General features: G+C 60.5%; 16 protein-coding genes. 8 read left to right on the top strand and 8 right to left on the bottom strand.

Going from position 1 to position 14978, the window contains the following annotated elements; translation table 11 throughout:
• Positions 1-93: 93 nt before the first annotated feature.
• The 3 genes from lon to HALZIN_RS0108290 all read left to right on the top strand — a co-directional run bounded on the left by lon (position 94) and on the right by HALZIN_RS0108290 (position 4981).
• Positions 94-2502 (top strand): endopeptidase La, encoded by a 2409-nt coding sequence (gene lon / locus HALZIN_RS0108300; protein WP_031383762.1) that lies wholly within the window; start codon positions 94-96, stop codon positions 2500-2502.
• Positions 2503-2680: 178 nt separating this feature from the next.
• Entirely contained in the window at positions 2681-2953 is a 273-nt protein-coding gene (locus tag HALZIN_RS0108295; RefSeq protein ID WP_031383761.1) for an HU family DNA-binding protein, read from the top strand.
• 198 nt (positions 2954-3151) lie between these two features.
• Positions 3152-4981 carry a SurA N-terminal domain-containing protein gene (locus tag HALZIN_RS0108290; RefSeq protein WP_031383760.1) on the top strand — a complete coding sequence of 610 codons (1830 nt, stop codon included), beginning with the start codon at positions 3152-3154 and terminating at the stop codon, positions 4979-4981.
• Between the two features lie 157 nt (positions 4982-5138).
• On the opposite strand, the gene HALZIN_RS17480 is transcribed toward HALZIN_RS0108290, so the two are convergent.
• Genes HALZIN_RS17480 through queC form a run of 4 tightly spaced genes read right to left on the bottom strand, consistent with a single transcriptional unit; the run spans position 5139 to position 7672 of the window.
• Positions 5139-5426: a YkgJ family cysteine cluster protein gene (locus HALZIN_RS17480; RefSeq protein ID WP_084173449.1), complete on the bottom strand. Its 288-nt coding sequence runs from the start codon at positions 5424-5426 to the stop codon at positions 5139-5141.
• 10 nt (positions 5427-5436) lie between these two features.
• A complete protein-coding gene (locus HALZIN_RS0108285) occupies positions 5437-6315 on the bottom strand; it encodes a 6-carboxytetrahydropterin synthase (protein WP_051907442.1) in 879 nt (292 codons plus the stop codon).
• On the bottom strand, positions 6315-6968 hold the full coding sequence (queE, locus tag HALZIN_RS0108280) for a 7-carboxy-7-deazaguanine synthase (protein WP_031383758.1): 654 nt from the start codon (positions 6966-6968) through the stop codon (positions 6315-6317). The genes HALZIN_RS0108285 and queE overlap by 1 nt, the downstream gene beginning before the upstream one ends.
• Positions 6969-6970: 2 nt before the next feature.
• Positions 6971-7672, bottom strand: a complete 702-nt coding sequence (gene queC / locus HALZIN_RS0108275) for a 7-cyano-7-deazaguanine synthase QueC (protein ID WP_031383757.1) — start codon at positions 7670-7672, stop codon at positions 6971-6973.
• Between the two features lie 356 nt (positions 7673-8028).
• Between queC and HALZIN_RS0108270 the strand changes: the two genes are divergently transcribed.
• Entirely contained in the window at positions 8029-8439 is a 411-nt protein-coding gene (locus HALZIN_RS0108270; protein WP_031383756.1) for an SRPBCC family protein, read from the top strand.
• A 44-nt stretch (positions 8440-8483) separates the two neighbouring features.
• Here HALZIN_RS0108270 and HALZIN_RS0108265 read toward each other — a convergent pair whose 3' ends face one another.
• The 4 genes from HALZIN_RS0108265 to flgA form a co-directional block, all read right to left on the bottom strand.
• Positions 8484-9959 carry a GGDEF domain-containing protein gene (locus tag HALZIN_RS0108265; RefSeq protein ID WP_084173447.1) on the bottom strand — a complete coding sequence of 492 codons (1476 nt, stop codon included), beginning with the start codon at positions 9957-9959 and terminating at the stop codon, positions 8484-8486.
• A gap of 192 nt (positions 9960-10151) precedes the next feature.
• The gene (locus tag HALZIN_RS0108260) at positions 10152-10604 is read right to left on the bottom strand and encodes a flagella synthesis protein FlgN (protein ID WP_031383754.1); all 453 of its coding nucleotides are present in this window, start codon (positions 10602-10604) and stop codon (positions 10152-10154) included.
• Positions 10605-10636: 32 nt separating this feature from the next.
• On the bottom strand, positions 10637-10915 hold the full coding sequence (gene flgM / locus HALZIN_RS0108255; protein WP_031383753.1) for a flagellar biosynthesis anti-sigma factor FlgM: 279 nt from the start codon (positions 10913-10915) through the stop codon (positions 10637-10639).
• Between the two features lie 117 nt (positions 10916-11032).
• On the bottom strand, positions 11033-11761 hold the full coding sequence (flgA, locus tag HALZIN_RS0108250) for a flagellar basal body P-ring formation chaperone FlgA (RefSeq protein ID WP_051907441.1): 729 nt from the start codon (positions 11759-11761) through the stop codon (positions 11033-11035).
• A 161-nt stretch (positions 11762-11922) separates the two neighbouring features.
• Here flgA and flgB point away from each other — a divergent pair, with 161 nt between their 5' ends.
• From flgB to flgE, 4 genes are all read left to right on the top strand, one after another.
• Positions 11923-12336: a flagellar basal body rod protein FlgB gene (gene flgB, locus HALZIN_RS0108245; protein WP_031383751.1), complete on the top strand. Its 414-nt coding sequence runs from the start codon at positions 11923-11925 to the stop codon at positions 12334-12336.
• A gap of 5 nt (positions 12337-12341) precedes the next feature.
• On the top strand, positions 12342-12749 hold the full coding sequence (gene flgC / locus HALZIN_RS0108240) for a flagellar basal body rod protein FlgC (RefSeq protein ID WP_031383750.1): 408 nt from the start codon (positions 12342-12344) through the stop codon (positions 12747-12749).
• Between the two features lie 174 nt (positions 12750-12923).
• A complete protein-coding gene (gene flgD / locus HALZIN_RS0108235; RefSeq protein WP_031383749.1) occupies positions 12924-13607 on the top strand; it encodes a flagellar hook assembly protein FlgD in 684 nt (227 codons plus the stop codon).
• A gap of 74 nt (positions 13608-13681) precedes the next feature.
• Positions 13682-14953, top strand: a complete 1272-nt coding sequence (flgE, locus tag HALZIN_RS0108230; protein ID WP_031383748.1) for a flagellar hook protein FlgE — start codon at positions 13682-13684, stop codon at positions 14951-14953.
• Positions 14954-14978: the final 25 nt, after the last annotated feature.

Below are 14978 nucleotides of genomic sequence, written 5' to 3'. Positions count from 1 at the left end.
GCGGTTGCAAAGCGCTCTATCTGCCCCCATCACAGGTCTCAGCCGTGAGCCGCGCCAGCGGCCCAACCACCCGATTCGTGAGGACTGCCTGCAATGCAGCAGAACACCCAAGAGACATTCAGTCTGCCCCTTTTGCCGCTGCGCGATGTCGTTGTCTATCCGCAGATGGTCATTCCGCTGTTCGTCGGTCGCGAGAAGTCGATTCAGGCTCTCGAGGCGGCGATGGAAGCCGACAAGCGGGTGCTGCTCGTTGCCCAGCGGGAAGCGGGCCAGGACGATCCCGATGCCGGCGATCTGTTTTCGGTGGGGACCGTGGCCGACATCATGCAACTGCTCAAGCTCCCCGACGGCACCGTCAAGGTGCTGATCGAGGGGGCCTCCCGCGCCGATGTTCAGGATGTCACCCATAACGATGACGGTTACAGCACGGCGCGAGTGATGATGCGCGCGAGCCAGCCATTGTCCGAGCGCGAGCAGGAATCGCTGGTTCGGGTACTGCTCAACCAGTTCGAACAGTACGTCAAGCTTTCCAAGAAGGTGCCCAACGAGGTCCTCGGCTCGCTGCAGGGCATCGAGGACCCGAGTCGGCTGGTCGACACCATCTGTGCCCACCTGTCGCTGAAGATCGGCGACAAGCAGGAGCTGCTCGAGATGGATCGGGTGCGCGATCGAATCGAGCACCTGATGGCGCTGATCGAGTCCGAGATCGACCTTCTTCAGGTCGAGAAGCGGATCCGTTCCCGGGTCAAGGAACAGATGGAGAAGTCCCAGCGCGAGTACTATCTCAACGAGCAGATGAAGGCCATTCAGAAGGAGATGGGCGAGCTCGAGAACGTGCCCAACGAGGCCGAGAAGTACGAGAAGCTGATCGAGGAGTCGGGCATGCCGGCCGAGGCCGCCGACAAGGCCAACCAGGAACTGAACAAACTCAAGATGATGGCGCCGACTTCGGCCGAAGCGACCGTGGTGCGCTCCTATCTGGACTGGCTGGTTGCCGTGCCTTGGAAGAAGCGCACGCGCGTCAAGCACGATCTGGGCAACGCCGCCCGAGTGCTCGATACCGATCACTATGGCCTGGAAGAGGTCAAGGAGCGGATTCTCGAGTACCTGGCCGTGCAAAAGCGCGTCAAGAAGCTCAAGGGGCCCGTGCTCTGCCTGGTGGGCCCGCCCGGCGTCGGCAAGACCTCGCTCGGCCAATCGATCGCGCGGGCGACCAACCGCAAGTACGTGCGCCTGGCTCTGGGCGGGGTGCGCGACGAGTCCGAGATTCGTGGCCACCGGCGCACGTATATTGGCTCGTTGCCGGGCAAGGTCGTGCAGCGCATGAGCAAGGCCGGTGTCCGCAACCCGCTGTTCCTGCTCGACGAGGTCGACAAGATCGGTGCCGATTTCCGTGGCGATCCGTCATCGGCGCTGCTCGAGGTGCTCGATCCCGAACAGAACGACACCTTCAGCGATCATTATCTCGAGCTGGATTACGATCTGTCGGACGTGATGTTCATCTGTACCGCCAACTCGATGAACATTCCCCGAGCGCTGCTCGATCGCATGGAAGTGATCCGCCTGCCCGGCTATACCGAAGACGAGAAGCTGGCCATCGCCGAGCGTTACCTGGTCCCCAAGCAGCTCAAGGCCAACGGCCTCAAGGAGGGTGAGCTTGGCTTTTCCGCGGAAGCGCTGCTCGAGTTGATCCGCTATTATACGCGTGAAGCCGGGGTGCGTGAGCTCGAGCGCCAGATCGCCAAGGTCTGTCGCAAGGTGCTGCGTGAGCGTCTCGAGCAGGAGGGCAAGGAGGGAGCATTGGCACCGCAGTCGCTGGCTGGCGAAGACATGGAAGCCTACGCGGGGGTGCGGCGCTTCAGCTATGGCCTGGCCGATCAGGAGAATCAGGTCGGGCGGGTCACCGGTCTGGCCTGGACCTCGGTCGGGGGCGAGCTGCTCAACATCGAGTCAGTGGTCACGCCGGGCAAGGGGCGGGTCAACAAGACCGGCTCGCTGGGCGACGTCATGAAAGAGTCCGTGGATGCGGCGCATACCGTGGTGCGAGCTCGGGCGGTCGCCCTAGGCATCGACCCCGAGCGCTTCGAGAAGCAGGATCTGCACATCCACGTTCCCGAGGGGGCGACCCCCAAGGATGGCCCAAGCGCCGGTATCGCGATGGTGACGGCGATGGTTTCGGCCTATACCGAACGGCCCGTGCGTTGCGATGTGGCCATGACTGGCGAGGTCAATCTACGTGGCGAGGTCATGCCGATCGGCGGTCTCAAGGAGAAATTGCTGGCGGCACGGCGCGGTGGTATAAAGACGGTGCTTATTCCGGAAGAGAATAGCCGGGACCTCAAGGAGGTGCCTGACAATGTCAAGGACGTTCTGGAAATCAAGCCCGTCCGCTGGATCGACGAAGTTCTCGATGTTGCATTAATGGATCTTTCCGAAGGTGGGTGCGAGGAGAATAGACTCGAAGATACGGCCTCCTCGCATAGCATGATAAGTACGCATTAAGCATAATTTATCGTCATGTCGGGTTGAAAAACCCGTCATGACGCGGCTTGGCCCAATGGTTGGTTGACAGCGGTTTTACCGCATTGCTATAAATTGCGCATTGCTGTGATCGTATATGGCCACCGATAGATTGTGCCGATTACCAGTAATTTCCGAAGAAACAGTCAAGGGGTGAAGTGTGAACAAATCCGAGCTGATCGAAGCCATCGCCGTATCTGCCGACATTCCCAAGGCGGCAGCCAGTCGTGCGCTGGACGCGATGATCGATACTGTATCCGACACGTTGAAGAAAGGGGATTCCGTAGCCCTGGTTGGTTTTGGTACCTTCACCGTCAAGGAGCGCGCTGCACGCACGGGTCGCAACCCGCAGACCGGCCAGCCGATCAACATCGAAGCGGCCAAGGTTCCCAGTTTCAAGGCCGGCAAGGCACTCAAGGATTCGGTCAACTGAGTTTCGAGATTGAATTCTAGCAAGTTTCATCGATTTCGAGATTTATCGCGGAGCCTGGCGGCGATTCTCAGAGCGCTGATGATTGAGCCATGACACTGTGCATCCCTTCTTGCCGGATGCTGCCATAGAGGCCCCGTTGCCAGGCGCACCGCACAAGCGGTGCGCCTTTTTTCGTTACAGAAGCTATCCGAGGCCAGCATGCTGCAACAAATCCGGGACCGTTCCCAGAGTATGGCCGCCAAGGTCATCGTCGGGGCGGTCATCGTCACCCTCGCGCTATTTGGCATCGAATCGCTCGTCGGGCTCTTCTCGCAGAGCAATGATAGCGTTGCCGAGGTCAACGGCGAGCCCATCTCGCCCCAGGCCGTCGAGATGCAGGTCCAGCGGGCCATCCGTTCCGGTCAGGTTCCTCCCGGCCAGGAGCGCCAGTTGCGCAATCAGGTCATCGACCAGCTGATCACGCAGCAGTTGCTGGATCAGTATGCTGAGCGGGGCGGGTTGTATATATCCGACGCTCAAGTCGATCGGACAATCGTCAATCGGCCCGAGTTTCAGGATCAGGACGGTAACTTTTCAGCCGATATCTTCCGTAACCGGTTGAACAGCGCGGGCTATACGCCACAGTCCTTTCGCCAGCAGCTGCAGCAGGACCTGCTCCGTCAGCAGATACAGCAAGGCCTGACGGTCAGTGAGTTCATGCTGCCCAGCGAGCGCGATCGGCTAGGCACGCTGCGCAATCAACAACGCAGCTTTCGCTATCACACGCTGAGTCGCGATGATCTGAGCACTCCCGTCAGCGTGGACGAGCAGGCCATACAAGCCTATTACGACCAATACCGGAACCAGTTTCAGCGCCCTGAACAGGTCAAGCTGAATTATGTGATCCTCGATCAGGCGGCGCTTGCCGCGGATGTCGAGGTCAGTGACCAGGCGCTGCGCTCGGCCTATGCTGAACGCAAGGCACAAGCGCCGCGACGCATTTCCCATATCATGGTCAGCTTCGGTGAACAGCGTACGAAAGCACAAGCCCGTCAGCGCTTGCAGCAGGTGCGCGAGCGGTTGCAGGCCGGGGAGAGCTTCGCCCAGTTGGCTAATGAATATTCCGATGACACCACAACCTCGGGCAAGGGTGGTGCGCTGGGCGTCATCAATCGTGGCTTCTTCGGTGAGGAGTTCGAGAACGCGGCATTCTCGCTCGAGCAGGGCCAGGTCTCCGACATCGTCGAGACCGACAATGGTCTGCACCTGCTCAAGGCGACCGGGATCGAGCTGCCCGCATTCGATGAGATGCGCGATGAACTGCGTAAGCAGGTGGCTATGGCAAAAGCCCAGGCCCGATTCAACGAACTGGCTCAGCGACTGATCGACGAGAGTTTCGCCGCCGAAGATCTTGCCAGTGTCGCCGACGATCTGGGGCTCGAATTGCAATCCAGCGATTGGGTATCACGTGGTGACGTCAGCGGCGTGCTGGCAGAACCCGGGGTCATGGACGCTGCGTTCCAGCCCGACGTGCTCGAGGAGGGGTACAATAGCGACGTCATCGAGCTCGACGATCAGCGACGCATGGTTCTGCGTGTGGCGGATCATCGCGAAGCGACCACGCTGCCGCTCGAGGATGTCCGTGCTCAGGTCCGAGCGCGGGTCGAGGCCGAGGCGGTTCAGCAGGCGCTCAGCGAACGTGCGGCGGAGCTGGCCGCTGCGCTCAAGGCCGGTCGCCAGCCGGCGATCGACTGGCAGGTCGTCGAATCGGTCACCCGCCGCTCCGTCGACGCTAGCGTTCCGGATGCTGTCGTGACTCAGGCATTCCGCCTGCCCCGGCCGTCATCGTCAGAAGAAGCGACGTACGGCAAGGCCGATACCCAGCAAGGAGTGGCCCTGATTGCCCTGGATTCGGTGAGCGCCGGCGAAGCTGCCGGCGATGGTTCCACCGACAGGGATGTAGTGCTGGCCGAGCGGTTGCGTGTTCAGGCGGCCATTCAAGGGCTGTTGCAGTCACTGCGTGACGAAGCGGAGATACAACGGCAGTAGCGATGGCCTGGATCGCTAGCAGGGCGCGGCTTCGGCCGCGCCTTTTCGATGAATCATCAGCGCTGATGCATCATGCGCCGGGCTTGATGCGGCTTGATAACGTTCAGGCATGATTTATACCGTTATATAGATCAGCAACTCTTTACGTTGAAAGCGTTCATGTTGCAGCTTCCAAGGCGGCGATACGGGCAAGTGCGCTCGCTCTATTGCTGCCGCAGAGCTCGGGATCGTAGTCGAAGCGCCGACAGACCGCCGGTCGCCGCGGATCGTTGAAAAGCCGGCAGAGGTTGTCGTCGTCAAGCTGCACGCAGCGTACCCCCGCCGGCTTGCCACAGGGCATGCCGGGGATCGCCGAACTGATCGATGGGGCGATGCAACAGGCACCGCACCCCGCTCGGCATCCGTCGGCGCTGCCATGGGATATCTGGGCGGCAGGATCACTCATCGGCGTTCAATCACTGATTGCCAGGCGTGGCTTTCTGCCAGGCGCGCATTTCCAATATGGCTTCAGCGCGGGCTCCCTTGCCGATGCCCTCGAAGGCCTGAACACGGACATGGCTGAGCGGAGCATCTTGATGTGAGACCTGGGCAACCAGCCAAGTGGCGATCTGTTCCACGGTGGTCGCCGTGGGCAACAGTTCGCAGCGCTCCCGAGGCAGGGTCAGACGGAATTCTCCCTGGCTGGCCCGGTAGCCTAGCGTCAGGCTGGCTGAGGTCTGGTCGATGATATCCTCGACATCTACCAGATAGCGCGCATCGAGGCGCTCGGCCCAACGCTGCTCGAGCGAAGGCTGACGCCTGCCATCACACCAGATCAGCAGTCGCGAGCGATGGCCATGAGCGATGCGCTGACAGTTGCCGGCATGTCTTTTGAGGCCATGGCTATAGCCATAGGCCGCACCTTCGATGGCTTCCTCCCTGAATTGCAGGCGCACCGATTCGATACGCTGGGGTGGGCGCCGGGAGAGCTGCTCTCCGTAATGAACTGCCATGCGCTCGGCGTTAATGGCCGGCCAGGGCAGCAATGTGAAGGCCCTGCGGGGGCCACGTACTTCCATTGCGTAAGGTTGCGTCGTGCGAATGATGCAATCCTCGCCCCGGGTCGTGATCGATACGCCTGGCGCTTGAGTAGGCACCAGCAGGGTATGGTCGGGACCACTGTCCAGACTCTTCTTGATCCAGGGCTTCACCTCGCCGAAGTCGAACAGCATGCCATCTTCGCCCAGGTGCCCGTCGAGTTCGACATCGACGGCCCAGCTGGCACCGCTGAGGCCTTTCTGGGGACACCAGAAGGCGACATCGAGCTGACTGATGTCGTTGACGAAAAGCGTCATCATTCGATTCCAAGCGTTTTATGGATCTGCAGCGAGAGTCGCCATTGTGGATTAGCCAGGCAGTAGGCGAGAGCCGCATCGAGTGGAGTTGTCGGTTGTCCGCAAGACGCGATGCCCGTGGTATCCATTGGCTGCAGGAAAAAGTGGCTGAAGTCGAGGCTCGCGAAGCGCGAGGGCGGGGCGTCGTGCTGCGGATAGACCAGCTTCAATTCATCGCCGTTCTCGATGGCCAGCGTCGTCGTGCCCTTGGGGCTGACGCACAGCCAGTCGATGCCGGGTGGTGCCGGCAACGTGCCGTTGGTTTCGACGGCGACTTCGAAGCCACGCGCCTGCATGGCCTCGATGAGCGGAGTATCGAGTTGCAGCAGTGGCTCGCCGCCGGTAAACACCACATAGGGCGTGGCTGCCGTCGGCAGGTGTGGCCATAACGCAGCGAGGTGCGCGGCAAGTGTGTCGGTATCGGCGAAGCGCCCGCCATTCTTGCCATTGCTGCCGACAAAGTCCGTATCGCAAAAGCGGCAGGCGCTGTGCTGTCTGTCGCTTTCCCGGCCCGACCACAGGTTGCAGCCGGTAAATCGACAGAACACGCTGGCACGGCCGGTACGTGCACCCTCGCCCTGCAGCGTGTAGAAGGCTTCCTTGATGTGATACATCGTCAGGGCTCCACCGTTGCGGTGCGATAGGCCAGCGGATCGGCAAGACCCAGCTCGGCGAAGGCCGCCAAGCGCTCGCGGCAACTGCCGCACTCGCCGCATGCCAGCTCACCACCCTGATAGCAGGTCCAGGTCTGGGCGTAATCGAGTCCCATGCGCAGGCCATCGGCGAGGATGTCGCCCTTGCTGGCGTGCAGATAAGGAGCCTCGATGCGTACGGCATTGAAATTGGCGACGGCCGAGGCGGCATTCATGCGCTTGACGAACTCGGGACGACAATCTGGATAGAGCACGTGATCGCCGCCGTGGGCCCCGTAAAAACACGCATCGGCATCGATGTTGACGGCATGAGCGATAGCCAGCGACAGCAGAATCATGTTGCGGTTGGGTACCACGGTGGCCGCCACGCTGTCGGCATCGTAGTCGCCTGCGGGCAGTGGGCGAGTGGCGTCGGTGAGCGCCGAGTTGTCGATCAGCGAATGAATCGCCCGGATATCGATCACCTGGTGAGCGATATTCAGGCGCTGGCAGACCCGGCGGGCGATAGCGAGTTCCTTGACATGGCGTTGACCATAATCGAAGGACAGGGCGTGTACCGAATAGCCTTGGCCAACGGCACGGTGCAGCACGGTATAGGAATCCATGCCGCCGGAATAGATGACGACAGCCTTGGCGGATGCCATCGCCGGGGAAGAATCGTTCATGGTAAAGCCTGCCGGAGAATTTGTTGGCCCGCGGTAGATGGCGTCCGGGATCCGGGTGTCCGGACGTAAGCCTCTCTTACGAGTCGCGCATTGTACCCATTACCAACAGGGGCGGACAATGCCGCACTTGGCGATTCCAGGCCACAGTGCGTACTCTCTGACTAGGAGCCCGTCGGACTTGACACTGACCTACTGCGAATCCCGGCCTTTCGGCCAATTCCATCGATCCATTTCGTTAAATAGCGCGCTATTCGCCTCAATCGATCGATAAATTCGACTCGAAACCCGTGCTTCTCGTGACGATCGGCCAAGCCCGGCAGACTCCTAGGAAAAATCACAGCCCAACAAGGAAGCGCATGGCGACTATCGAACACAGTGCGGTATTGAAGGCTGCACCCGAGCGCGTCTATGCACTGCTGGAACGCATCGAAAACTTCAGTGACTATTCGGACAAGATCGAGCGGGTCGAGCCCCTCGGCAACGACTGCTACCGCTGGCACATCCACGTCATCGGGCGTGACTGGCAATTCGACGTGAAGGTCACGGAGCGCCGCCCGCCGCATACCCTGGCCTGGGAGTCCTTGGCGGGGGTGCGCAACCAGGGGCGTTACACGCTGACTCCGGTTGCAGAAGGTACAAGGGTCGAGCTCAGCGTGAGTTACGAGATAGGTAACCGGCTGCTTGCCAAGGCCGTTGACAAGGCGGCCAAGCCGCTGGTCAACCAGGTCGGTCAGCAGATACTGGCGCGGCTCGAAGCCAGACTCTAGATCTTGTCGCAGGCTGGCTTTCAAGCAAGGCTTCGGGCTGCGGCCTACTCGTGGGTCACACGATTGCGCCCGGTGCGCTTTGAAAGATACATGCGCTGATCGGCTTTATGGATCAGCTCATCGGGCGAGCTATAGCCCTCCTCCCTGAGACTGACGATGCCGACCGATGCGGTGACCTGAATCGTGATTCCCCGATGGTGAAACAAAGGGCGGCTACGTAGAGTATTGCAGATATGATCGGCATAGTCGGCGGCCTTGCGTCGATCGTAGCCTGGGAGCAAAACCATGAACTCCTCGCCACCGAAGCGGCCGAGATGAACGTCCGGGTCGCTGAGTTCGACGAGCAGGCCGGCAAAGTTCTTGAGCACCTCGTCGCCCACGGGATGACCGTGTTCGTCATTGATCTGCTTGAAGTGATCGAGATCGAGAAATACCATCGACAGCTCTTGTGACGACCGGTTGGCTTCTTCGAAATGCGTCTCGAGCAAGGACAGTAAATATTGCCGGCTGTAGAGCTGGGTCAGGGGGTCGTAGCGTAGCGCGCGATCGAGATTCCAGTTGGCGGCTTGCAGGGCCTTGAGTTCCTGGCTCTGATGATCGAGCTGGGATTGCAGATGGAGCGCACGGTCGAGGAGCAGTTGCTTCGCTTCCATCAACAGACGCGGTGAATCGAACGCGTTGGGGGCAGTGACCTCGAAGAGCGCGACGATGTGTGGAAGCCGGGACTGAATGCTGCTGAGCAACTCGCTCCGCTGCTTCTCGTCGCTCAACCAGGGGGCTAGCTGGGCGAGGGTGCGATGGCCATCCGATGCCAGCCAGATATCGGCGAGACGCCCCGAAAGCATGACGCAGTCGCCGGCCCCGAACGCGTCCTCGCGTACCGGCCGGTCGTGACTGCAGCGTATCCATTCGCGGCACTGTGCTGACAATCCCCAGTTGCCTGCCAGCCAGGCACCGACTTCGGCATGATCGGCGCCAAAGTGCGTGCGCTCGCGCAGGGCGATCTCATCATGATCGTCGAGCGTACCGATGAGCCTGGCATATTCGAGCGGGTCCACGGCATTGAGGGCCAGCATGCCAATATCCTGCAGCAACGCTGCCGTGAACACGGGCCCGAGTTCATTGCCCTGGCGGCGCTGCGTGGCCAGTTCCTGTGCGGCGATGGCACTGATCAACGCACGTTGCCAGAAGTGCTGTAGATCAAAGCCGGTGGATCGGGCATTGCCCTGTGATGCGGTGACCAGGCTGAAGCCCAGGGCAAGCGATACGGTGGTATCGAGTCCCAGGCGCTCGACCGCTTCACGCAGCGTATCGGCAGGCTTCGCCTGTGTGTAGTAGACGGTATTGGCCAGGGATATCAGCCGTGCCGTCAATGCCGGATCGTTCTGCAGCACGTCGAGGATCTGTTGCAAGCGGGAATCGGGATCGGCCGCGAGGACGATAACGCGCTGGATCACGGCTGGGATCGAGGGAAGCGCCGGGCAATCGAGCAAGGACTGGATGAGAGGCGATGGAATCACTGGCTTATCCCCGGCCGCGAATCACGTCCAGACCATGCGAGGCAAGGCACAGGACGACGGCGATAATGGCATATGCAAGAATATATTATCTATTCGTTTCCTATTGTAATAAATATCCCTTATTTGTTACATGAAGATCAAGCTATTAATCGGGTTCGCGCAAAGCGGCCACTCGCAGCGGCCGTACAGGCTTCAAGCCCTCGAGGCCACTTCGCCAAAGCCGCGACGCCGCGATTGGCCGTTGGGGCCGTAAAGCGCCTTGCCTGCGGCATTGTTCAGGAAATCGAGGATGCGTTGGTTCTGATTCATGCGCGAGCCGATCAATACCCCGTTCAACTGGTTGAGTTGCTTGGCGTGTAACGCTCGGCTCAGGAAGGCATGCCAGGCATCTAGGCAATGGGCCTCTCGCGCGGCGGCTTCCGCGCCTTGCCGGCCCTGACTATAGCCGAGTTTTTTCAGCACGTTACGCCGCTGAGTCTCGAGCGTCTCGAGACGCTCCATGTGGTGCTGCTTCTGTTGTGCCTGGGTGCTCAGACGCTCACCATCGACTTCGCCTTGCGAAAGGCTGGCGCGTTCCGCCTCGAGCAATGCAATGAAGGCGTCGAGATGCTGTTGTTCGCGCTCGAGGTGCTGGGCCAGGCTCATGGTGTGCTCTCCGCCGGTACGTGTAGTAGCAATCAGCTGTCGGACTTGCCGAGCAGGTCGCGGACGCTATCGATCAGGCCATCGGCGATGCGCCCTGAGTCGATCTCCAGCCGGCCTTCGCTGATCGCCTGGCGAATTTCGGCAACGCGTGCAGCATCGATGTCCTGAGTCGTGTTCTGGGACGTATTGCTCAGGTGCGCGATGGCAGCCGGGCTGGCCGCCTGCGACTCGACGCCCTGCTTGGCCGGCTGAGTGGGCTTGCTATCGGTTTGCGTCGGGCGCTGCAGGGGGTGTGAGTTGTCGACTTTCACGGGGCATCCTCTTGATGATCTCGACCTTTCCCTGACTATCGGCCACACAGGGCATTAACTTTAATGACCGCCGGCAATCCCCGGCAGTTTAGTTTCCGGCAACTTCGGCGGCTAGCCTCAGAACTCGACGCTCAATCGCTTCGGGCCGATTACCCGTGCCTGAAGCAGTTCGCCGTTGGCGATGCGCAGTCTGACCTGTTCGCCCATCGCGCCGTTATCCATCGCTTGGGCCTCGCGGCGAACCTGAAAGCCCTCGCCGCGGGCAATGACGCTCACCGTCTGTCCGCGCTTGACGAGATTCTCACGACGCAACTGGTAGCTCTGCAGTGTCGTGCCCGCGCGCAAGGCCCGGGTGGCTACCAGCCCGACGGCGCCCTCGATGCGTTTGACGGCCTGTCGCGGCAGCTTTTCCAGGAAACCCTTTTCAAGCATCAGATCCTGCGACGTCAGAGTCGCACCACGCGGAACGTCCCGCGCCAGGACGACGTGTTCAATGGTCACCGAGACGTCGGCCTGAACATACCGGGTGCGACCACCTTCACCGTTGCAATCGACGCCGACCGCGACCCGTCCATATAGCCGTTGATTGTTGCGGGGCAGGAAGGGCTGGGGATTCTCGCAGGCGGGCAGGCGTGCCTGAGCGCGCTGCACGCTGACGCTTACGCTGTCACCGAGGGGGCGGGCCTGCTCGATCAGGAAGTCACGAACGCGCTGCTCGATCAGCGCTTCTTCGCTGCTGTCGGCCAGCGCCGGGGGAGCGCCCAGCCAAATCAAGGCGGCGATAGCCAGCAGCTTCATGAAGTGGGCGCCATGATCCGGGTAGACGTTGTGGTTCTGGTTGCGCATCGATTTCTCCCCCCATGCGATGGTGACGATTCTAGTGCTGGAGGGGAATTGCCATGCGCGGAAATAATGAGCAAATCAGGGCCTGTTTCTTCCTTTGGGAAGACAGCTTGGCGTCTATTCTCCAGCCTGAACCTTATCCCAGCCGAGCCAGGGAGCAAGAAATGATCGACATGCTTGACGGAGCGCTGCGCTTCCCCCAGGAAGCTCTGAACCTGCGCGCGGAACGTCAGAAAGTGCTGGCAAGCAATATCGCCAATGCCGACACGCCCAATTATAAAGCGCGCGACTTCGATTTTTCGGCTGAATTGTCGCGTGCCATGCAGCAGGGGCGTCCGGGCGACGGCGGACTGGAACTGGCACGCACTTCAGGCCGGCACATCGCGGCCCAGGCGCCAGCCGGCACGGGCCGCGAGCTGCTTTATCGCGTACCCGACCAGCCAAGCCTCGATGGCAACACGGTCGACATGAACCGCGAGCGCGCTCAGTTTGCCGACAATGCGATTCGCTACCAGGCGGGGCTGACCATCATGAATCGCAAGATTCAGGGGTTGAAGACCGCGATGCAACCGGAGTAATTGGCATGGCCATGTTCAGTATCTTGGATATTTCAGGCTCGGCGTTGACTGCTCAATCTCAGCGCATGAACGTCACGGCGAGCAACCTGGCCAATGCCGACAGCGTTGCCGGGCCCGATGGCGAGGCCTATCGCGCCAAGCAGGTGATGTTCGAGACGCGTTCCGACGTGTCCAGCGGCATCGGCGGTGTTCGTGTCAGCGAAGTCATCGACGATCCCTCGCCGATGCGTCGCGAATATCGGCCGGCGCATCCGATGGCCGACGCGGAGGGCTACGTGACGATGCCCAACGTCGAGCCGGTCAACGAGATGGTCAACATGATTGCTGCCTCTCGTTCCTATCAAGCCAACGTCGAAGTCATGAACACCAGCAAGACGCTGATGCTCAAGACGCTGACGTTGGGCGAGAGCTAAGGGAGCGCTGAATAAATCGACGAGCGGTGTAAAGCGCAAGGCGCACGGAGCACAGGAGCCGGAGCCTATGGGTATAGGTGAGGATTCCGAGCACCGCGCAACGAAGCGATTTCCTCGCGCAGGCATTTATGCAGTGTTCCCACAGCGAACTTTTGGTAGCCATCAGGAGCCCCCATGGCCAATACCATCGATACCAGCGTACTCAACAGCCTGAACCAGACCACGGGGGGATCGGCAGGCAAGGCATCGGCGACCGGCGATCTCAGCAACAGCTTCATGACCCTGCTGGTCACCCAGCTGAAGAACCAGAATCCGATGAAGCCGATGGAAAATGCCGAGATGACCTCGCAGTTGGCGCAGATCAACACGGTCAATGGCATCCAGGACCTGAACAAGACGCTGGAAGGCATCACCAGCCAGGTCAATGCCGGGCAAAACCTGCAGGCGGCGGCGCTGATTGGCCAAGGAGTCTTGGTGCCCGGCAATCGGGTAGTGAAAGACGGTGAGGCAACCACGCCGTTCGGCGTCGAGCTGGAGGGGCCGGCCGATGACGTCGCGATCACCATCGCCAATGACTCCGGTGAAGTCGTGCGCAGCTTCAGTGCCGACGATATAGGCGCACTCGAGGCCGGTGTTCAATCCTTTACTTGGGACGGAACGCTGCAAGATGGCAGTGCTGCGCCCGATGGCCGGTATCGTGTATCCATTGCCGCCAATCAGGGTGACGAGCCGGTGAGCGTGACAGCCCTGAACTATGCCCCGGTTAACGGCGTAGTGTCGACCGAATCGGGCCCGCGTCTCGATCTCGGTGCGATCTACGGCCAGGTCGGCCTCGATGCCGTCCGCCAGATTCTTTAATGGCCGCAGTGCTGCCAGAACCAACCAAGAATCAACTAAGCAGCGGGCGACTTGGCTCGCAGGGAGACTGAAGAATGGGTTTTTCACAGGCATTGAGTGGCGTCAACGCCGCTTCGCAGCAGTTGAATGTCGTCGGCAACAACATTGCCAACTCGCAGACCACCGGTTTCAAGAGCTCATCGGTGCAATTTTCCGATGTGTTCGCCAATAGCCAGGTGGGTCTGGGTACCCGCGTGGCCGATGTCTTGCAGAATTTCAGTAACGGCAACCTGGAGACGACCGGGCGTAATCTTGACCTGGCGATCAGCGGCACCGGTTTCTATCGCTTCGAGCAGGAAGGGCAGATCGGTTATTCGCGCAATGGCCAGTTGACCATGACCGCCGAGGGCGACCTGGTGAATGCCCAGGGCGCCAAGATCATGGGCTACGGACTGGGCGGCGGCCCGTTCTCCGACGTGGTGGCCGGCGGTCAGCCGGTGGCGATGAACATCCCCGCCGATGACATGCCGGCCTCGGCGACGACCCAAGTCAGCGGCACCTACAATCTGGATGCCAGCATCGATCCTGCCGATGCCAGCATGAAGAGTTCAGTCGAGCTTTTAACGTCCAACCCCGGCGTAACGCCCGAGACGACCACCGACGTCACTTATAATTATTCGAATAGTTTCACCACCTATGATTCATTGGGAAATGCTCGTAACGCCACGGTTTACTTTGAAAAGACTGCCAACCCCAACGAGTGGAACGGCAAGGTCGCTCTCGACGGCTTCTACGATACCAGTAACGACTTCACGCTCGGCTTCGATACCAACGGTCAACTCGACTCCATTACTCAGGGTGCTGCGACAGTCGACCAGCCGCAGGTCAACTTCACGACGGCCCAATTGGGCGGCGATCCCGCGCCGCTGGCCTTTGAGCTAGACCTTCAGGGCACGACCCAGTTCGCCAACGACTCGACCCAGAACTCGCTGGCTCAGGATGGCTATACCTCCGGCACCCTGGTGGGAATCTCCATTGCCAATGACGGCACCATCATGCGCAATTTCACCAACGAGAAATCGGTGGCCGCCGGTCAGATTGCCCTGGTCAACTTCCGCAACCCTGAAGGCCTCAAGTCTGCGGGCGACAATATGTGGGCGGCGACCGCCGAGTCCGGCGCCGAGGTGGTGGGTACGGCGGGCGTGGGCCAGTTCGGTTCCATCGAATCTGGCACGCTGGAAGCCTCCAACGTCGATCTGACCAAGGAACTGGTCGACCTGATCATCGCTCAGCGCAACTACCAGGCCAACACCAACTCGATCCGCACCCAGTCCGAGGTGATGGACCAGATTGCCCAGCTGCGTTAATGCCGAACTGATGCCGGGGCTGTAT

The sequence above is a fragment of the Halomonas zincidurans B6 genome, assembly GCF_000731955.1.
Classification (GTDB): Bacteria; Pseudomonadota; Gammaproteobacteria; order Pseudomonadales; family Halomonadaceae; genus Modicisalibacter; species Modicisalibacter zincidurans.
The sequence above is the reverse complement of the archived record's forward strand: the minus strand, read 5'-3'. Positions and strand labels throughout refer to the sequence as shown.

Excerpts from the sequence above, each read along its gene's own strand:
- lon (WP_031383762.1), top strand. The coding sequence starts at position 94 with ATGCAGCAGAACACCCAAGAGACATTCAGTCTGCCCCTTTTGCCGCTG.
- HALZIN_RS0108290 (WP_031383760.1), top strand. The coding sequence starts at position 3,152 with ATGCTGCAACAAATCCGGGACCGTTCCCAGAGTATGGCCGCCAAGGTC.
- HALZIN_RS17480 (WP_084173449.1), bottom strand. The coding sequence starts at position 5,426 with ATGAGTGATCCTGCCGCCCAGATATCCCATGGCAGCGCCGACGGATGC.
- HALZIN_RS0108285 (WP_051907442.1), bottom strand. The coding sequence starts at position 6,315 with ATGACGCTTTTCGTCAACGACATCAGTCAGCTCGATGTCGCCTTCTGG.
- queE (WP_031383758.1), bottom strand. The coding sequence starts at position 6,968 with ATGTATCACATCAAGGAAGCCTTCTACACGCTGCAGGGCGAGGGTGCA.
- queC (WP_031383757.1), bottom strand. The coding sequence starts at position 7,672 with ATGAACGATTCTTCCCCGGCGATGGCATCCGCCAAGGCTGTCGTCATC.
- HALZIN_RS0108270 (WP_031383756.1), top strand. The coding sequence starts at position 8,029 with ATGGCGACTATCGAACACAGTGCGGTATTGAAGGCTGCACCCGAGCGC.
- HALZIN_RS0108260 (WP_031383754.1), bottom strand. The coding sequence starts at position 10,604 with ATGAGCCTGGCCCAGCACCTCGAGCGCGAACAACAGCATCTCGACGCC.
- flgA (WP_051907441.1), bottom strand. The coding sequence starts at position 11,761 with ATGCGCAACCAGAACCACAACGTCTACCCGGATCATGGCGCCCACTTC.
- flgB (WP_031383751.1), top strand. The coding sequence starts at position 11,923 with ATGATCGACATGCTTGACGGAGCGCTGCGCTTCCCCCAGGAAGCTCTG.
- flgC (WP_031383750.1), top strand. The coding sequence starts at position 12,342 with ATGGCCATGTTCAGTATCTTGGATATTTCAGGCTCGGCGTTGACTGCT.
- flgD (WP_031383749.1), top strand. The coding sequence starts at position 12,924 with ATGGCCAATACCATCGATACCAGCGTACTCAACAGCCTGAACCAGACC.
- flgE (WP_031383748.1), top strand. The coding sequence starts at position 13,682 with ATGGGTTTTTCACAGGCATTGAGTGGCGTCAACGCCGCTTCGCAGCAG.